This window comes from Mycobacterium kyogaense, assembly GCF_036946525.1.
Classification (GTDB): domain Bacteria; phylum Actinomycetota; class Actinomycetes; order Mycobacteriales; family Mycobacteriaceae; genus Mycobacterium; species Mycobacterium kyogaense_A.
This window is the reverse complement of the sequence record NZ_JAQIIY010000039.1, coordinates 1-16,120: the sequence shown is the minus strand read 5'-3', so window position 1 is coordinate 16,120 and position 16,120 is coordinate 1. Positions and strand designations below refer to the sequence as shown.

General features: G+C 68.5%; 17 protein-coding genes. 6 read left to right on the top strand and 11 right to left on the bottom strand.

Annotated elements, in window-relative coordinates:
- The first annotated feature begins 317 nt into the window (after nucleotides 1-317).
- From PGN37_RS25885 to PGN37_RS25870, 4 genes are all read left to right on the top strand, one after another.
- Nucleotides 318-608: a WhiB family transcriptional regulator gene (locus tag PGN37_RS25885; RefSeq protein WP_043406099.1), complete on the top strand. Its 291-nt coding sequence runs from the start codon at nucleotides 318-320 to the stop codon at nucleotides 606-608.
- A gap of 86 nt (nucleotides 609-694) precedes the next feature.
- Complete coding sequence (locus PGN37_RS25880; RefSeq protein WP_335333837.1) at nucleotides 695-1,531, top strand: SH3-like domain-containing protein; 837 nt, start codon at nucleotides 695-697, stop codon at nucleotides 1,529-1,531.
- 73 nt (nucleotides 1,532-1,604) lie between these two features.
- Complete coding sequence (gene scnC, locus PGN37_RS25875; protein WP_335333859.1) at nucleotides 1,605-2,267, top strand: thiocyanate hydrolase subunit gamma; 663 nt, start codon at nucleotides 1,605-1,607, stop codon at nucleotides 2,265-2,267.
- Between the two features lie 56 nt (nucleotides 2,268-2,323).
- Nucleotides 2,324-2,608 carry a thiocyanate hydrolase gene (locus tag PGN37_RS25870; RefSeq protein WP_335333858.1) on the top strand — a complete coding sequence of 95 codons (285 nt, stop codon included), beginning with the start codon at nucleotides 2,324-2,326 and terminating at the stop codon, nucleotides 2,606-2,608.
- Nucleotides 2,609-2,615: 7 nt separating this feature from the next.
- On the opposite strand, the gene PGN37_RS25865 is transcribed toward PGN37_RS25870, so the two are convergent.
- Nucleotides 2,616-4,091, bottom strand: coding sequence for a threonine/serine ThrE exporter family protein (locus PGN37_RS25865; protein WP_335333836.1), 1,476 nt, complete (start codon nucleotides 4,089-4,091; stop codon nucleotides 2,616-2,618).
- 85 nt (nucleotides 4,092-4,176) lie between these two features.
- Between PGN37_RS25865 and PGN37_RS25860 the strand changes: the two genes are divergently transcribed.
- Nucleotides 4,177-5,580 (top strand): carboxylesterase family protein, encoded by a 1,404-nt coding sequence (locus tag PGN37_RS25860; protein ID WP_335333835.1) that lies wholly within the window; start codon nucleotides 4,177-4,179, stop codon nucleotides 5,578-5,580.
- Here the strand turns inward: PGN37_RS25860 and groL are convergent.
- Nucleotides 5,489-7,120, bottom strand: coding sequence for a chaperonin GroEL (gene groL / locus PGN37_RS25855; RefSeq protein WP_335333834.1), 1,632 nt, complete (start codon nucleotides 7,118-7,120; stop codon nucleotides 5,489-5,491). The two genes, PGN37_RS25860 and groL, sit on opposite strands and share 92 nt — an antisense overlap.
- Before the next feature lie 88 nt (nucleotides 7,121-7,208).
- The gene (gene groES, locus PGN37_RS25850; RefSeq protein WP_032668542.1) at nucleotides 7,209-7,511 is read right to left on the bottom strand and encodes a co-chaperone GroES; all 303 of its coding nucleotides are present in this window, start codon (nucleotides 7,509-7,511) and stop codon (nucleotides 7,209-7,211) included.
- Nucleotides 7,512-7,775: 264 nt separating this feature from the next.
- Here groES and PGN37_RS25845 point away from each other — a divergent pair, with 264 nt between their 5' ends.
- Nucleotides 7,776-9,539 (top strand): HNH endonuclease signature motif containing protein, encoded by a 1,764-nt coding sequence (locus tag PGN37_RS25845; RefSeq protein ID WP_335333833.1) that lies wholly within the window; start codon nucleotides 7,776-7,778, stop codon nucleotides 9,537-9,539.
- Here PGN37_RS25845 and PGN37_RS25840 read toward each other — a convergent pair.
- The 8 genes from PGN37_RS25840 to PGN37_RS25805 form a co-directional block, all read right to left on the bottom strand.
- A complete protein-coding gene (locus PGN37_RS25840) occupies nucleotides 9,536-9,976 on the bottom strand; it encodes a nuclear transport factor 2 family protein (RefSeq protein ID WP_335333832.1) in 441 nt (146 codons plus the stop codon). The genes PGN37_RS25845 and PGN37_RS25840 overlap by 4 nt on opposite strands.
- Nucleotides 9,973-10,995, bottom strand: a complete 1,023-nt coding sequence (gene tsaD / locus PGN37_RS25835; RefSeq protein ID WP_335333831.1) for a tRNA (adenosine(37)-N6)-threonylcarbamoyltransferase complex transferase subunit TsaD — start codon at nucleotides 10,993-10,995, stop codon at nucleotides 9,973-9,975. Before tsaD ends, PGN37_RS25840 begins: the two co-directional genes overlap by 4 nt.
- A complete protein-coding gene (gene rimI, locus PGN37_RS25830; RefSeq protein WP_335333830.1) occupies nucleotides 10,992-11,444 on the bottom strand; it encodes a ribosomal protein S18-alanine N-acetyltransferase in 453 nt (150 codons plus the stop codon). The genes tsaD and rimI overlap by 4 nt, the downstream gene beginning before the upstream one ends.
- Nucleotides 11,441-12,067 carry a tRNA (adenosine(37)-N6)-threonylcarbamoyltransferase complex dimerization subunit type 1 TsaB gene (gene tsaB / locus PGN37_RS25825; protein WP_335333829.1) on the bottom strand — a complete coding sequence of 209 codons (627 nt, stop codon included), beginning with the start codon at nucleotides 12,065-12,067 and terminating at the stop codon, nucleotides 11,441-11,443. Before tsaB ends, rimI begins: the two co-directional genes overlap by 4 nt.
- Nucleotides 12,064-12,525 (bottom strand): tRNA (adenosine(37)-N6)-threonylcarbamoyltransferase complex ATPase subunit type 1 TsaE, encoded by a 462-nt coding sequence (gene tsaE / locus PGN37_RS25820; protein ID WP_335333828.1) that lies wholly within the window; start codon nucleotides 12,523-12,525, stop codon nucleotides 12,064-12,066. The genes tsaB and tsaE overlap by 4 nt, the downstream gene beginning before the upstream one ends.
- Nucleotides 12,518-13,603: an alpha/beta fold hydrolase gene (locus PGN37_RS25815; protein ID WP_335333827.1), complete on the bottom strand. Its 1,086-nt coding sequence runs from the start codon at nucleotides 13,601-13,603 to the stop codon at nucleotides 12,518-12,520. Before PGN37_RS25815 ends, tsaE begins: the two co-directional genes overlap by 8 nt.
- Entirely contained in the window at nucleotides 13,600-14,763 is a 1,164-nt protein-coding gene (gene alr, locus PGN37_RS25810; protein WP_335333826.1) for an alanine racemase, read from the bottom strand. The genes PGN37_RS25815 and alr overlap by 4 nt, the downstream gene beginning before the upstream one ends.
- Nucleotides 14,764-14,799: 36 nt before the next feature.
- Nucleotides 14,800-16,120: glutamate decarboxylase (locus tag PGN37_RS25805; RefSeq protein WP_335333825.1), on the bottom strand; the 1,321-nt coding region annotated here is incomplete at its 5' end.

The window sequence follows — 16,120 nt, the reverse complement described above, 5'->3', positions numbered from 1 at the left end:
ATGAAAACTGATCGACGGGTGTCGAGTTCTGTTCTGGCAGCGCGACATTAACTGACCGGGACAAATGACGCCGAAGTAGGCGGTCGACAGCGAGGGCTTATCACCTCGGTCGTTGCGAACGAGTCGCACCGATGAACGCGATGTTAAATCTGGCCTGGGCCGTATGCGCTTTCGCACAGGGGAGGCTATTGACGGAAATTCCGGAGCCCTTCTACGTTGTGTGCACGAGTGGTCATCGGCGACTTGGCTCGGATCTTTTCCACGACTGACGCATCCATTGAGTCTCCAAAATGGGATGTGCAGAGAGGGGTTTCGCAATGCCACAGCCGCAGCAGCTTCCCGGTCCGAACGCCGACATCTGGGATTGGCAGATGCAAGGTCTTTGCCGGGGTGTCGATTCCTCGATGTTCTTCCATCCCGACGGCGAGCGTGGCCGTGCCCGCGCACAGCGTGAAATGCGCGCCAAGGAGATGTGCCGCAGCTGCCCCGTGATCACCCAGTGCCGCTCACACGCACTTGCTGTGGGTGAGCCCTACGGCATCTGGGGTGGCCTGAGCGAGTCCGAGCGCGAACTGCTGCTCAAGCGCGGAATTCGCCGCTCCGCCTGATCGTCCCGAAACCCCCCGGGACTGACGGGACCGAGGTTAGGCTCGGACCGCAAGGCCTAGCTGCCACCCCGGGGGGGTCGCAAGGGATGAGTTCCGCCGCGGAGCGCGCCGCACAACTCGAGCTGGTGGCGCGCCTGAAATCCGCTTTCCCCGAGTTACCCGACGCTCCCCCGCCTGATCTGCTCGATTCTGCGCGAATCAAGGCGTATCTCAAGCCCGTTCACGATGTCGGCGGTGAGCCCGACGCCCCCATGAAGTACGAGAACAAACAGTACGAACAGTGGGAAGAGCTCACCTACGTCATGTGCGAGGTGCTCGCCGCGCGCGGCATCTGGCTCTCCGAAGAGCGTCGTCGCATCGGCAACGTCGACGTGGGCCGCGCCGAGTACCTGGGGTTGCCCTACTACGGCCGGTGGCTGCTCGCGGTGGCCCGGGTCCTCGTCGAGAAGCATCACATCAGCCTCGGTGAGCTCAGCGAGCGGATGGCCGAGGTGGCTCAGCGCTATGCCGACGGACTGGCGGGCCGCGCGCCGGACGCGCAGCCGAAGTCCGAAGGCGACGGCGCCGACGTTGCGCGCAACGCCCACCACCGGCACGCCGTCGGCAAGGGCGACCCTCAGGTCTACGCCGGACAGGCCGGTACCCCGCGCTTCTCCGTCGGCGATCAGGTGGTCGTGCGCGACCTCCCGGTGATCTTCTACACCCGCACCCCCGAGTACGTGCGCGGCGCGTCCGGGCGCATCGCCACGGTGGCCTACGAGAGCCCGGCCGCCGAGGACGAGACGTGGGACCGGCCCGACGCCCGACCGGAATGGTTCTACGTCGTCGAGTTCACCCAGAGCGAGCTCTGGGACGGCTACACCGGCACCGCCTCGGACACGCTACGTACCGAGCTACCCGAGCGCTGGTTGGCGCCGCGCTGAATTGCGCTGTCCGAGAGGGGAATCGACCGTGTCGCACGACCACTCGCACGATCACGACCGCACCGTCAAGCCGATGGTCGACGAGATCACCGATTTCGAGGTGCTCGAGATCGCGCTGCGCGAACTCTGCATCGAGAAGGGCATCTTCACCGCGGAAGACCACCGGCGGTTCACCGAGTTCGCCGAGCAGATCGGCCCGACGCCCGCAGCGCGGCTGGTGGCCCGGGCATGGCTGGATCCGGCCTTCGCACAACTCGCGGCGACCGAACCGATGGCGGCGAGCAAGGAGGTCGGCGTCGACTGGATGGAACCGACCGGATTCGGAACACCCAGCGATTTCACCGCTTTCGAGATCCTGATCGACACCCCTGGCGTGCATCACGTCATCGTGTGTGCGTTGTGTTCGTGCTATCCCCGGCCCATCCTCGGGAACTCCCCCGAGTGGTACCGCACGCCGAACTACCGCCGCCGGTTGGTGCGCTGGCCCCGGCAGGTCCTCGCCGAATTCGGGCTCTACCTGGCCGACGACGTCGAGGTCCGGGTGCAGGACTCCAACCAGAAGCACCGCTTCATGGTGATGCCGATGCGGCCGCCGGGCACCGAGGGCTGGACCGAGGACCAGCTCGCCGAGATCGTCACCCGCGACTGCCTGATCGGTGTCGCGCTGCCCAAACCCGGGGTGAGCACCAACGTCGTCACCGACACCCGGCCCGCACTGCACCCGATCGCGGAGTGACCGTGGACAGTGCAGCGCTGCGCGGCATCATCGACCGGGATCAGGTGTGGCCGCGCATGGCCGCGAAGTACGGCGTCGAGAATCCGGTGCCGCCGTGGAAGACCAGCCTGGACGGATTGTGCGACGCACTGGACCGCGCCGCCTGCGAGGCTGACGTGCCGACGTTCAAGGAGCGCCGCGACGAGGAGGACGTCCTCGTGGCGACCACCTACTCCGATCTGCCGTACCCCGAGAACCAGCTCGTCGCTCTCGCGCACTCGCTGCTGGCGCGCGGGGTGATCTCGGAGGCCGACCTGCAACACCGGATGGCCGCTGTGCGGGCCCGCCTGGAGGCCACCTAGTACCGCGCTAGTCCGCGGAGCTCAGCGGCGAGCGGCCCGGCAGCTTGAGGTTGCGGTTGGTGCGCCGCGCCTGCAGCCGCCGCCGGCGCACTTTCCACGAACTCCACTCCCCGAGCGTCACGCCCGCCGCCAGCGCCGTCCCGATCGCGAAGGCGCCCAGCACCGAGGCGAAGCCGACGGCACTCTGGTCGTTGAGGATCGCGTAGATGCCGTGCAGCAGCGCCAGGCCGGGCAGCAAGGGCACGATGCCCGCGATCGACACCACCATCGGCGGAGCCAGGTTGCGACGCTCCATGAGCCGGCCGACCAGCCCGATCGGTACCGCCGCCACGAAGGACGCGACGACGGCCCCCAGGCCGGCGCCCTGGGCGAGCAGGAATGCGATGGTGCCCGCCGCCCCACCGAAGGCGGCCGCGATGGCCGCCGAGCGTTCGGCGTAGCAGGCCAGCGCGTAGGCCGCTGCGCTCGCGGCGCCGAACGCGACGCGGGCGGGGAACTCGGCGATGGCGGGAGGCGAGTGCGCGTCGATGGCCACGAACGGCGCGCCGAAACGGTTGGCCAGGTGCAGCACCAGAGCCACGCCGGCGATCGTCGCTCCCGTCGTCATCACCAACTCGAAGAAGCGGCCGGCGGCCGTCACCGGTGCACCACTGATGACGTCGCCGACGGATCCCACCAGGGACAGTCCCGCGAGCAACACCACGAGACCGGCCGCGATGGCCACGCTGGGCTCGAAGTCCAGGCCCAGCCTCGGGCTGAGCCAGTACAGGATGATCGGTGGGGCGGCAGCGATGGCGCCGCCGACGGCGTACTGGAAGAAGAACGGCAGACCGTGGCGGTTGAGACGCCGGTTCACGCGGTCGATGGTCATGGTGCTGAGCGCGCTGACCACACAGGCCAGCCACGTCGCGCCGAGCGTGCCTGCGGTGGCGAACGCGAGCGCGCCCCAGGCCAGGGTGGCGATCCACCGGCGGTACGGGTGCGGGGCGATGATGATCTCGTCGAGTTCGGCGCGAGCGTCGCCCGGCGAGATCTCACCGTCGCGGATCTTGGTGATCAACCGGTCGACTGCAGCCAGCCGACTGAAGTCGATGGACCGCGACTGCACGATGTGCAGGGTGCTGACCGGTGAGGACGGACCGCGGTAGGCGGCGATGTGGATCGTGGTGTTGATGACGTCGACCTCGCAGCGCTCGACACCGTAGGCCGACGTGATCGCGGTGACCTGATCCATCGTGGCGGTGGCAGGTGTCCCCGACGCCATCAGGATGGCGCCGATGTTTCCCGCCAGGTCGAGCACGTCGCCGACGCGCGCGTAGTAGGCGTCGTCGATGTCTGCCGACGATGCAGGGAGCCGCGGCATCGCGCCGGTCGGCGGGTCGGTCTCCCGCACGATCCGGCTCAAAAGCCCCCGCTGGCGTGACTGCGCGCCCACGGCTGCGCCCTCCTTGGTCCTGTGGATTCGCTCAGCCGTCTCGGTCATGAGCAAAACCTATTTTACTCATGGCAGGCGCAATGACCAGGGCCTGACAGGGTGAGTGTGGGCACATCGCCCTAGGGTTGGACCTGTGGCCACGTGTGAGATCTCCTCGACGGGTGGCCGACTGCTGGTCAGCGAGGACGACGGGCTCATCCAAGCCCGCGGAGTGCGGTATGCGACGGCGGACCGCTTCGCCCCGCCGGTCCCCTTCACCGCATCTCCTGCCGCATCCCCCGACCTCGTCGATGCGACGGCGCGCGGCCCTGCCTGTCCGCAACTGCCGTCGCGGCTGGGTTTCCTCACCGGGCCCCTGGTCGACGAACTCGACACGAGCGAGCAGTGCCAGGTCCTGAGCGTGACCGCACCGGCCGACGCGACCGACCTCCCCGTGATGGTGTGGTTACACGGCGGCGCGTACGTGTCCGGAAGTGGTGAGGCAGCGAAATACGATGCCGACGCGCTGGTGCGCGAGGGGCGCGTCGTCGTCGTCCGGGTGAGCTACCGGCTCGGCATTCTGGGCTTCCTCAACCTCGCCGATGCGGGCTGCGACAACCTGGGCCTGCAGGACCAGATCGCTGCGCTGCGGTGGGTGCAGGACAACATCGCCGCGTTCGGCGGTGATCCTCGACGAGTCACGGTGTTCGGTCAGTCCGCGGGCGGCTACTCGGCGCTGGCCCTGATGATGTGCCCGGAGACGCAGACCCTGTTCTCGCGGGCGATCCTGCAGAGCGCACCGCTGGGCGTCCACGGTGTGGACCGCACCGCGATGGTCGCGGCCATGCGGGCGTCAGCGCTGGCACGGTTGTCGGGCGTCGCACCGGGCACCGCGGACATCGGGCTGCTGATGGAGGCGCAGGTGGCCGCACTGAACGCTGCCGCGCCGTTCGGCATGATCGGCAAGATGCCGTTCGCCCCGACGGTGGAACAGGCGCCGATGGGTGCGGCGATGACGTCCGCGGCGTCGCGCGTCGAGATTCTCGTCGGGTACACCCGCGACGACGCGCTGCCGTTCGTGATGCTCGACCAGCGCGGCGCCCGGTTGCGCCGGCTGGGAGCAGTCGGCGCTGCGGCGTCATCGGCGGCGGGACGCCTGATCACGCGGCAGATGTTCGGCGCCCCCCGCGCTGGCGCTGGCCGCTTCTTGGCGCGCGGCCGGCGGGCGGGCTCACACCTACCGCGTCGACTGGACCCCCGGCCCATTCGGTGCATGCCACTGCATCGAGGTTCCGCTGCTGCTGGGTTCACGCGAAACATGGTCGGACGCACCGATGTTGGGTGCCGACGGGGTCGACGACGAGTTGGCGGCGCGTGTTCGCGCGCAGTGGAGCGCTTTCGCACACGGTTGCTGATCGAACGAAAACACCCCCGGCCCAACAGGACCGGGGGTGTTTCGTCACTTGCTAGTGGTGGTGATGACCGTGACCATGGCTGTGGCCATGACCGTCGCCCTCCGGCTCAGCCGGCTTGTCGACAACGGCGGTCTCGGTGCTGAGCACCATACGTGCCACCGACGCGGCATTGACGACCGCGGACCGCGTCACCTTGACCGGATCGACCACACCGTCGGCGATCAGATCGCCGTACTCGAGCGTCGCGGCGTTGAACCCCTGTCCCGCAGGCAGTTCCGACACCTTGTTGACGACGACCGAACCGTCCAACCCGGCGTTCGTGGCGATCCAGTACAGCGGCGAGGACAGCGCGGCGGCGAACACGCCGACGCCGAGCGCCTCGTCTCCGGAGAGCTCCCCGCGGAGCGTGTCGAGTGCACTGCGGGCCTGGACCAGCGCCGCACCGCCACCGACGACGACACCCTCTTCGACGGCAGCCTTGGCTGCGGCCACGGCGTCCTCGACGGCTTCCTTGCGCTTCTTCAGGTCGGTCTCGGTGGCCGCGCCGACCTTGATCACCGCAACACCGCCGGCGAGCTTCGCCAGCCGCTCCTCGAGCTTCTCCCGATCCCAGTCGGAATCCGAAGCCTCGATCTCCGAACGCAATTGCGACTTGCGGCCGTCGATCGCGTCCTGGGTGCCGCCGCCGTCGACGATCACCGTGCTGTCCTTGGACACGACGACACGGCGCGCGGTGCCGAGCACCTCGAGGCCGACGTCACGCAGGATCAGACCCACGTCGGGGTTGACGACCTGCCCGCCGGTGACGACTGCGAGGTCGTCGAGGAATGCCTTGCGACGGTCACCGAAGAACGGCGCCTTGACCGCGACGGCCTTCAGCGTCTTGCGGATCGCGTTGACGACCAGCGTCGAGAGCGCCTCGCCTTCAACGTCTTCGGCGACGATGAGCAGCGGCTTGCCGGCCTCGGCGACCTTCTCCAGAAGGGGCAGCAGGTCGGGAAGAGAGCTGATCTTCTCGCGGTGCAGCAGCACCAGCGCGTCTTCGAGAACTGCTTCCTGGGAATCGAAGTCGGTGACGAAGTAGGCCGAGATGAAGCCCTTGTCGAAACCGACGCCTTCGGTGATCTCCAGCTCGGTGTTCATCGTCGAGGACTCCTCGACGGTGACGACGCCGTCGGTGCCCACCTTGGTCATGGCCTCGCCGACCAACTCGCCGACAAGCTCGTCACGCGAGGACACCGTGGCGACCTGTGCGATGGCCTTCTTGTCAGCGACCGGCGTGGCCGCAGCCAACAGCGCCTCCGACACGGCGTCGGCGGCCTTGCTGATGCCCGAACCGAGCGCGATCGGGTTGGCGCCCGCCGCTACGTTGCGCAGGCCGGCCTTGACGAGCGCCTGGGCCAGCACGGTGGCGGTGGTGGTGCCGTCGCCGGCGACGTCGTTGGTCTTGGTGGCCACCGACTTGACCAGCTGTGCGCCGAGGTTCTCGAAGGGATCCTCGAGATCGATCTCGCGGGCGATGGTCACGCCGTCGTTCGTGACGGTCGGTCCACCCCAGGCTTTGGCGAGCACCACGTGGCGACCGCGGGGACCCAGCGTCACCTTGACCGCGTCGGCGAGCTTGTCGACGCCCACTTCCATGGCGCGACGCGCGGTTTCGTTGAACTCAATTTGCTTGCTCATGAATGTCTTTCCCTAGGACGGGTGTAACGCGCACCGCCCCGGACATCACCCGTCGATGCGGGAACGTCCGGGGCGGAACACGATTCGCTTACTTGGAGACGACAGCCAGCACGTCGCGGGCCGAGAGGATCAGGTACTCCTCGCCGTTGTACTTGATCTCGGTGCCGCCGTACTTGCTGTAGATGACCACGTCGCCCTCAGACACGTCCAGAGGAATCCGCTTCTCGCCGTCCTCATCCCAGCGGCCGGGGCCTACTGCGACGACGGTGCCTTCCTGCGGCTTTTCCTTGGCGGTGTCGGGGATGACCAGACCGGAAGCGGTCGTGGTCTCGGCCTCGTTGGCCTGTACGAGGATCTTGTCCTCGAGTGGCTTGATGTTGACTGCCACGATTGGAGCCCCTTCACTGGAAATATTGATGTGGGTGTGCGTACACGGCGGTCAGTGACCGCCCTCGCGCCGTCGTCGCGGGTGCCGACACAGGGCTGAACCGACTGCCGCCTAGCACTCTATACATGCGAGTGCTAGGTCCTCAAGGTTGGGGTTCCTGTGTACGCCCCGAGCGAACGGCGGCGGATTCATCCCCAGCCTCCGAGTTATCCACAGGCTGGGATTTTGCCGCGCCGGGCCGGGCGGGCCGTGGGTAATTTAGTACATATGTACGAACTGACGCGGGTGGGTGAAGCGGATTTGGTCGATGTGGTGACCAGCTCCGCTGCCGCTGCTGCGCGTGCTGACGCGATCAAACTCGCCGCGATCGCCGAGTTGTGGCGTCGGCGCCGCCGCCCCGAGCGGGAGCGCTGGGTGTGTTCGGACTGGGACGCCACCGCCGCCGAGATCGGTGCCGCGCTGTCGATCAGCCCGGGGCGGGCATCGGTGCAGATGGACCTCGCACTGACACTGCGCGACCGTCTCCCCCGCCTGGGAGCCCTGTTGGCCGACGGGCAGGTCACGATGGATGTGGTCACCACGATCGTGTCCCGCACCGCGCTCGTGGTCGATCCCGCACCGTTGGCGCGGCTCGACGGGCACTTCGTCGACGCGGCCAGCTGCTGGGGTGTGTTGTCGCAGAAGAAGCTCGAGGCCGCCATCGACGTCTGGATCGAGACCTATGACCCGGATGCGGTGCGGCGGGTCCGGGATCGGTCGCGGGATCGCTCGTTCACCATCGGCGACCGCCACGACACCGCCGGCATCACCACCGTCTACGGGCAGTTGGCCGCCTCGGACGCGGCGCTGCTGTCAGCGCGGTTGGCGATGCTGATCGCCTCGGTGTGTGAGTTCGATCCACGCACCCTGGATCAGAAACGCGCCGACTCGATCGGCGCGATGGCCGCCGGTGCCACAGCCCTGTCGTGTCGCTGCGGCCGCCCCGACTGTGCGGCCACAGCAGTGGATGACCGCCGCGCGTCCAGCATCACGATCACCGTCATCGCCGACCAGGCCGCCCTCGACGCCGAACCCGACCCACAACTGCACGGGGAACCACCCCAACCCGCCTACAGGCCGCGGGCCGCGCGAGACTCGGCCCCGCGCACAAACAACAAACCGGACGTTGCCGACGATCTCGAGGGATCTGTCGAGCCGCCCCCAGCCACCCAGCCCGCTCCGTACGCGAGCGAAGACCTCAATCCGGCGGACTCCCCTGGATCGGCCGAACTTGTCGAGAAGGCAGCCACCGCCGAGCAAGCAGACGTGCCCAGTCGTGCGGAGACCACCCCACCGCTGGAGCCCACCCGGCCGGCAGCGACAGGCAGCCGCCGCGCGGCATTGATCGTGGGCCCCGGCGGCGGGATCGTGCCCGCACCGCTGTTGGCCGAACTGATCGCCCACGGCGCCACGGTCCGCTTCGTCGGCGATACCGACTGCCTGGCCACCAACGGCTACCGACCCTCAGCCGCGCTGGACCGGTTCGTGCGCTCGCGGGATCTGACGTGCCGCTTCCCCGGCTGCGACCGACCCGCCACCCACGCCGACATCGACCACACCGTGCCCTACCCGCTCGGCGCCACACATCCGGCCAACACCAAATGCTATTGCCGCCAACACCATTTACTGAAAACGTTCTGGGAGGGCTGGGTCGAACGCCAAACCCCCGACGGACGACTGCATCTGATCAGCCCGACCGGCCACACCTACACCACCACACCGCTATCGGCGCTGCTGTTCCCATCGTGGAACACCCGCACCGAACCACCACCCAACCACACCACCACCGCACAGCGACTCACCCCGGGCCGCCACCTCATGATGCCCACCCGCTCCCGCAGCCGCACCCAGAACCGCGCCGCCTACATCCGCAGAGAACGCGAACTCAACCACCGCGAACAAGTCCTCGAAAGCGTCGGTATTGAACGACCACAACAGGATTGGTGCGACTACTCCACCCCACCCGCCGGTGGCGACCCACCACCGTTCTAGCGGAGTCGGCGGGGGTCCATCAGCAGGTGGTCGGAGACGTCACCGATCATCTCGACATTGACCATGCGCTCGGTGAAGTGCCAGCCGTTTTCGTCGCGGGCGAAGGTGTCCGCGTACCGTCCGACGACGATCGGCTGCAGCGCAACGGAATCCGTCTGCTGCACGACACAGAAGGTGGACCGCGCCGTAGCAGTGTCGCCGGTGACATCGACAATCGGATTGAGGACGAGATGGCGGGTTCGCGGGGTGTTGCCGTGGTCGGGGAAGCGGCGGGTCGTCGCGGCGAACAGGGCCGCGATCGCCCCACTACCCGCGACACCCATGAAGTTGCCTAGGCCCAACAGCTGGCCGACCCCGTCGAAGTCGCCGGCGTCGATCAATTCGGCGTAGCGGTAGAGCAATTCGGTGACAGCCAACGAGTCGGCCCACCCGGTCACGCGACCTGCCCCCGCACCACCGGTAGGCCCGGATCGCTCGCGACACCAAGCGGTGACGGCTCGGCACCCGCCGCAATCAGGTGCGCGGCGAACGACGCGATCATCGCCCCGTTGTCCGTACACAACCGCGGCCGCGGCACCCTTAGTGTCAGACCCGCTGCCGCGCAGCGCTCCTCGGCCAGCTCCCGCAGACGCGAATTCGCGCCCACGCCACCGGCGATCAGCAGCGTCGACACACCCAGCTCGCCGGCTGCGCGCACCGCCTTCGCCGTCAAGACGTCCGCAACCGCCTCCTGGAAACCCGCCGCGATGTCCGCCTGCGAGGACTCCGGGTGACTCTCCACATATCGCGCCACCGCCGTCTTGAGGCCCGAGAAGCTGAATGCATACCGGTCGTCGCGGGGGCCCGTCATTCCGCGGGGAAAGACGATCGCGCCCGGGTCGCCCTCACGCGCCAATTCGTCGAGCACCCGGCCACCCGGGTATCCCAGACCCAGCAGCCGCGCCACCTTGTCGTAGGCCTCCCCCGCCGCGTCGTCGACCGTCGAGCCCAGCTCCACGATCGGCTCACCGAGCGACCGCACATGCAGAAGATTGGTGTGCCCGCCGGACACCAGCAGGCCGATGCTCTCCGGCAGCGGCCCGTGATCGAAGACGTCGGCAGCCAGATGTCCGCCGAGATGGTTCACCGCATAGAACGGCACCTGCCACGCCGCCGCATACGCTTTCGCCGCGGCCACCCCCACCAGGAGTGCGCCCGCCAATCCCGGGCCGATCGTCGCCGCGACGACGTCCGGCCGGTCGATGCCCGCCGCCTGCAGTGCGCGTCGCATCGTCGGCCCCAACGCTTCGAGATGGGCACGCGACGCGATCTCCGGCACGACTCCACCGAACCGGGCGTGTTCGTCGACGCTGGAGGCCACCTCGTCGGCCAGCAGTGTCACCGTCCCGTCGTCGTCCAACCGCGCGATACCGACACCGGTCTCGTCGCACGAACTCTCGATCGCCAAGATGATCATCGCGGCTCCCGCTTCATCGAATAGGCGTCGGCGCCGCTGACGCGGTAGTACCGCTTGCGCAGCCCGATACGCGCGAAACCCTCGCTCTCGTAGAGCTTGATCGCGGCCTCGTTGTCGGTGCGGACCTCCAGGAAGATCGCTCCTCCATCGGCGTAGTCGACCAGCTTGCGCAACATCTCCCGGCCGATGCCGTGACCCTGATACGTGGGGTCGACGGCGATCGTGTGCACCTCGTACTCGAAGGGCTTGCACCGCCCGAGCCGCGCGATGCCGGCATAGCCCACCAGCTTGTCGTCGGCGCGGGCCGCCACGTAGTGATTGTGCTTGGCCGCGAGCTCGGCCAGAAAGGCGCGCTCAGGCCACGGATCGTCCCCGTCGAACAACTGCGCCTCGAGTTCGGCGCAGCGCGCTGCGTCCGCCGCCGTCAGCGTTGCGTACTGCACGTTCATCGCTTCGCCACCGACGGCTTCGCATCTGGCCTGCGCAGATACAGCGGCACCAGCGGCTCCGGATCGCCGTCCCAGTCCGCCACCGCCGCGACCAGACCCGCGGCTGTGGGCGACACGGGCGCGAGCCTCGGCAGCTCGAACAGCGCCGCATGCTCGGGTGAACCGGCCACCGCAGCCGCACCGGCCGGCACGTCAGCCGCAGCGCTGACCGCCGGGCCGTCCACCCGCACCCCGTCGCAGTACCGCGCCCAGTACACCTCACGCCGGCGCGCGTCGGTGACGACGAGTACCTCCCCCGTCGTCCCTGCCGCGATCGCATCCAGGCTGCACACACCGCGGACCGCGACGCCGAGTGCGTGTCCGAACGCCGCCGCCGTCGCCATGCCCACTCGCAACCCCGTGAACGGCCCCGGCCCGCACCCGACCACCACGGCATCCAGCGCACTCACCTCGACGTCCGCGTCCGCCAGAGCCCCGACGATGTTGGGCGTCAACGTTTCTGCGTGCGCACGCGGGTCCACGGTCACCCGCTCGGCGAGCACCTCGATTCCGGAGCCCAGCCGCACCACCCCGGCGGTCACCGCGGGAGTGGCTGTGTCGACGGCCAGTACCAGCCTGCTCATGGCCTACTCCACTGCCAGATCGCCGTGCGCTCGTCACTGTCCGCGGTCCGCTCGAGCCGGATGTCGAGGTGCCGCTCCGACAACCGCTCGGCGACCCCCTCGCCCCATTCCACGACGACGACCGCGTCGTCGAGATCGGTGTCGAGATCCAGCGAGTCGAGTTCGGCGAGCAGATCCACCGAATTCTCGTCCAGCAACCGGTACAGATCGACGTGCACCATGTCCGCCGTATCGGGTCGACGCGCCCGATGCACCCGGGCGAGGACGAACGTCGGCGACAGCACGGGCCCCTCGACGTCCATCCCCTCGGCGATTCCCTTGGCCAGCACCGTTTTTCCCGCACCGAGTGGACCGGACAGCACCACCAGATCGCCGGCGCGCAGCTCACGGCCCAGTTCGGCACCGAACGCCAACGTGTCCTGCGCGCTGGCCAGTTGCTGCACCCCCGAGTCAGCCATTGCGCACCCGATCCCGCACCCGGCGGGTGATCGCCACCAGCTTCGACGGTGTCGACCGCTCGACCAACCTGACCAACGCCTCGTCGATGATCTCGGGCTGCTCCAACTGCACCAGATGTCCTGCGCCACCGACGATCACCAGTTCGGACTTCGGCAGCGCCTCGGCCATCTCCCGCGACGACTCGGCAGGGGTCAACAGATCGCGGTCGCCGCACGCGATCAGCGTCGGCACCTTCCGCAGCGTCGTCAGGCCCGCGGTCTCGTCGTGCACTTCCAACGCGTGCAGGAACTCGACCAGCGTGGCGATCGCGGTGTCGTGCATCATCCTCTCGGAGAACGCCACCACACTCGGGCTGATCTTCTCGTCGCCGTAGGACGCGGCCCGCAGGATGGGCCCGATGACAGACCGCGCGCTGCCACGGAACCGGTGCACCGTCTTGGGTGCATAGCGTGCAGCGAACTGAACTGCCTCCAGCGCAGGGTTTTTGAGGATCTCGCCGAGGGGCGAACGCGACACCCCTTCGGCGGCTGAGGCAATGATCGCCGCGCCGACGATGCGGCTCGGGTAACGCTGCGGGTACTGGCGGGCGTGGGAGAGCACTGTCATCCCGCCCATCGAGTGCCCGACGAGCACCACCGGTCCGCGCGGCGCCATGACCGCCAGCACGCTCTCGAGGTCCTGGCCCAGCTGTTCGACCGTGTAGGTGTCCGGCGGCGCCTCGCCGGACTGTCCGTGGCCGCGCTGGTCGTAGAAGACCATGCGCACCTGCGCGCCCCACTGCTCGCTCAGGCGGGCCCGCTGAAAGTGGAAGGAGCCCATGCGAAGACAGAAGCCGTGCGCGAAGACGACCGTCAGCGGCGCGTCCGTCGGGCCGACCTCCCGCACCGCCAGCGGCACCCCGTCCGGCGTCGTGACGACCGAGCTGCGGTCGGCATCGAGCAGCTCGAAATCCTCGTCCCGGTACGGATCGTCGTCGGTCACCCGGCGGCGCAGCGAGCGCGCCGCGGTGACCCCTGCCGCCGAGCCGACGGCGACGACCCCCGCCGCCCCCGCCAGCCATCCGGCCCGGGGGCTCATCGCCCACCACCCTGGTATGCCCGGGTGATGCGGCCGCGCGGGCTGGTGACCACCTCGTAGTTGATGGTGCCGAGCAGGTCCGCCCACTCCTGCGCCGTCGGCTCACCCCGGGTGCCCGGGCCGAACAGGATCGCCTCGTCGCCCTCGCTCACCCCGACCGGCCCAGGCCCCAGATCCACCACGAACTGGTCCATGCAGACGCGCCCCACATTCGGATAGCGACGGCCGTTGATCTGCACCGAGAACTTGTTGCTCAGCAGGCGGAACACCCCGTCGGCGTATCCGGCGGGGATCAGCGCGACCGTCGTGTCGGACTCGGCGATCCATGTGTGCCCGTAGGAGACACCGTCGCCGGCGCGCAGCGAACGCACCATCGCCACGGGGCACGTCAGCGTCATCGCCGGCCGCAGTCCCATGTCGCCCCGCTCCGGGATCGGCGTCTGGCCGTAGACGGCGATGCCCGGCCGGACCATGTCGAAGGCGAGGTCGGGCCGGGTCAGCGCGGCCGGGGAGTTGCTCAGGTGCACGACGTCGACGTGCACCCCTGCTTCGCGCGCCGCGGAGGCCATCTCGGTGAGCCGCTGCGCCTGCACGCTGTTGAACGGGTGGTCGGGGCTGTCACCGTGCGCCAGGTGTGACATCAGGCCGCGGACGCGCACCGCGCCGTCGGAGGCGGCGTCGCGCAGCGCGGTGACGACGGCCGGAAAGTCGGCCGGGGCGACACCGTTGCGGCTGAGCCCGGTGTCGGCCTTGATCGTCACGGTGGCGGTGCGACCGGTCCGCTGGACCGCCGACACCACCTGCTCGACCTGCCGCACCGACGAGACAGCGACCTCGACGTCGGCCGACAGCGCGGGCGCGAAGTCCATGCCGGGCGAGTGCAGCCAGGCGAGCACCGGCGCCGTGACGCCGTCGCGGCGAAGCGCCAGGGCCTCGTCGACGGTCGCGACGCCCAGCTGGGCTGCGCCCGCGGCCAGCGCCGCCCGCCCGACAGCGGTCGCGCCGTGGCCGTAGCCGTCGGCCTTGACGACGGCCATGACTTCGGCCGTGCCGGCGCGTTCGCGCAGCACGGAGATGTTGTGCGCGATGGCGTCGAGATCGACGGTCGCCGTCGGCACGTGCTGGGTCGTGTGCTGGGTCGTGTTCAGTGCGTTGATCACCGCCCCCGATTGTCCCAGGCCGCCGTCGGACACGGGTCAGTGGGCGAAGTGCGCCTCGTCGGAGAACCCGCCCACGCCGGTCTTGTCGAGCTTGCCGAGCACCTCGACGATGTCGTCGCGCAGCGCGCGGGCCAGGTTCGCCGAAAAGCCCTCACGCACCACGATGCGCAGCACTGCGACGTCGGTGGCGTTGTCGGGCATCGTGTAGGCCGGCACCTGCCAGCCGTAACTGCGCAACAGCGCCGACACGTCGAACACCGTGTACTTGGAGCCCTTCACCAGCGTGAACGCGACGACCGGGATCGCCGATCCGTCCGAGATAACCTCGAAGACATCCATCCCGGCGATCTCCCGCGCCAGCCACTGCGCGGTGTCGGACAGGCAGTGCATCACCGTGGTGTAGCCGTCGCGACCCAGCCGCAGGAAGTTGTAGTACTGCCCGACGACCTGATTGCCGGGTCGGGAGAAGTTCAGCGTGAACGTCGGCATGTCCCCGCCGAGGTAATTGACCCGGAACACCAGCTCCTCGGGCAGGTGGTCGGCGTTGCGCCACACGACGAACCCGATGCCGGGATAGGTCAGCCCGTATTTGTGCCCGCTGACGTTGATCGACACCACCCGCGGCAGCCGGAAGTCCCACACCAGGTCCGGATGCACGAACGGCACCACGAAGCCGCCGCTGGCCGCATCGACGTGCACCGGGATGTCGAGGCCCTTGTCGGACGCCAGCGTGTCGAGTGCGGCGCAGATGTCGCCGACGGGTTCCAGCTCCCCGGTGAACGTGGTGCCCAGGATCGCCACGACACCGATGGTGTTCTCGTCGACGGTGTCGAGGACCTGCTCCGGGGTGATGACGTAGCGCCCGTGTTCCATCGGCAGGTAGCGCGCCTCGACGTCGAAGTAGCGGCAGAACTTCTCCCACACCACCTGGACGTTGGAGCCCATCACCAGGTTCGGCGTGCGGCCCTTCCAGTCCTGCCCGGCCGCCTCGAGCTTCTGCCGCCACCGCCACTTGAGCGCCAGCCCGGCCAGCATCACCGCCTCACTCGAGCCGACCGTCGACACCCCGATCGCGCTGGACGGGTCGTCGTCGCGCAGATTGTCGGCGTGGAACAGGTCGGCCACCATGCACACGCAGCGCTGCTCGATCGCGGCCGTCACCGGGTACTCGTCCTTGTCGATCATGTTCTTGTCGAACGTCTCCGACATGAGTTGCCCTGCTTCGGGATCCATCCACGTCGTGACGAAGGTCGCCAGGTTCAGCCGCGAGCTGCCGTCGAGCATCAGCTCGTCGTGGATGAAGCGGTAGGTCTGATCGGGCTCCATCGACTCGTCGGGCAGGCGCAGGGCCGGAATC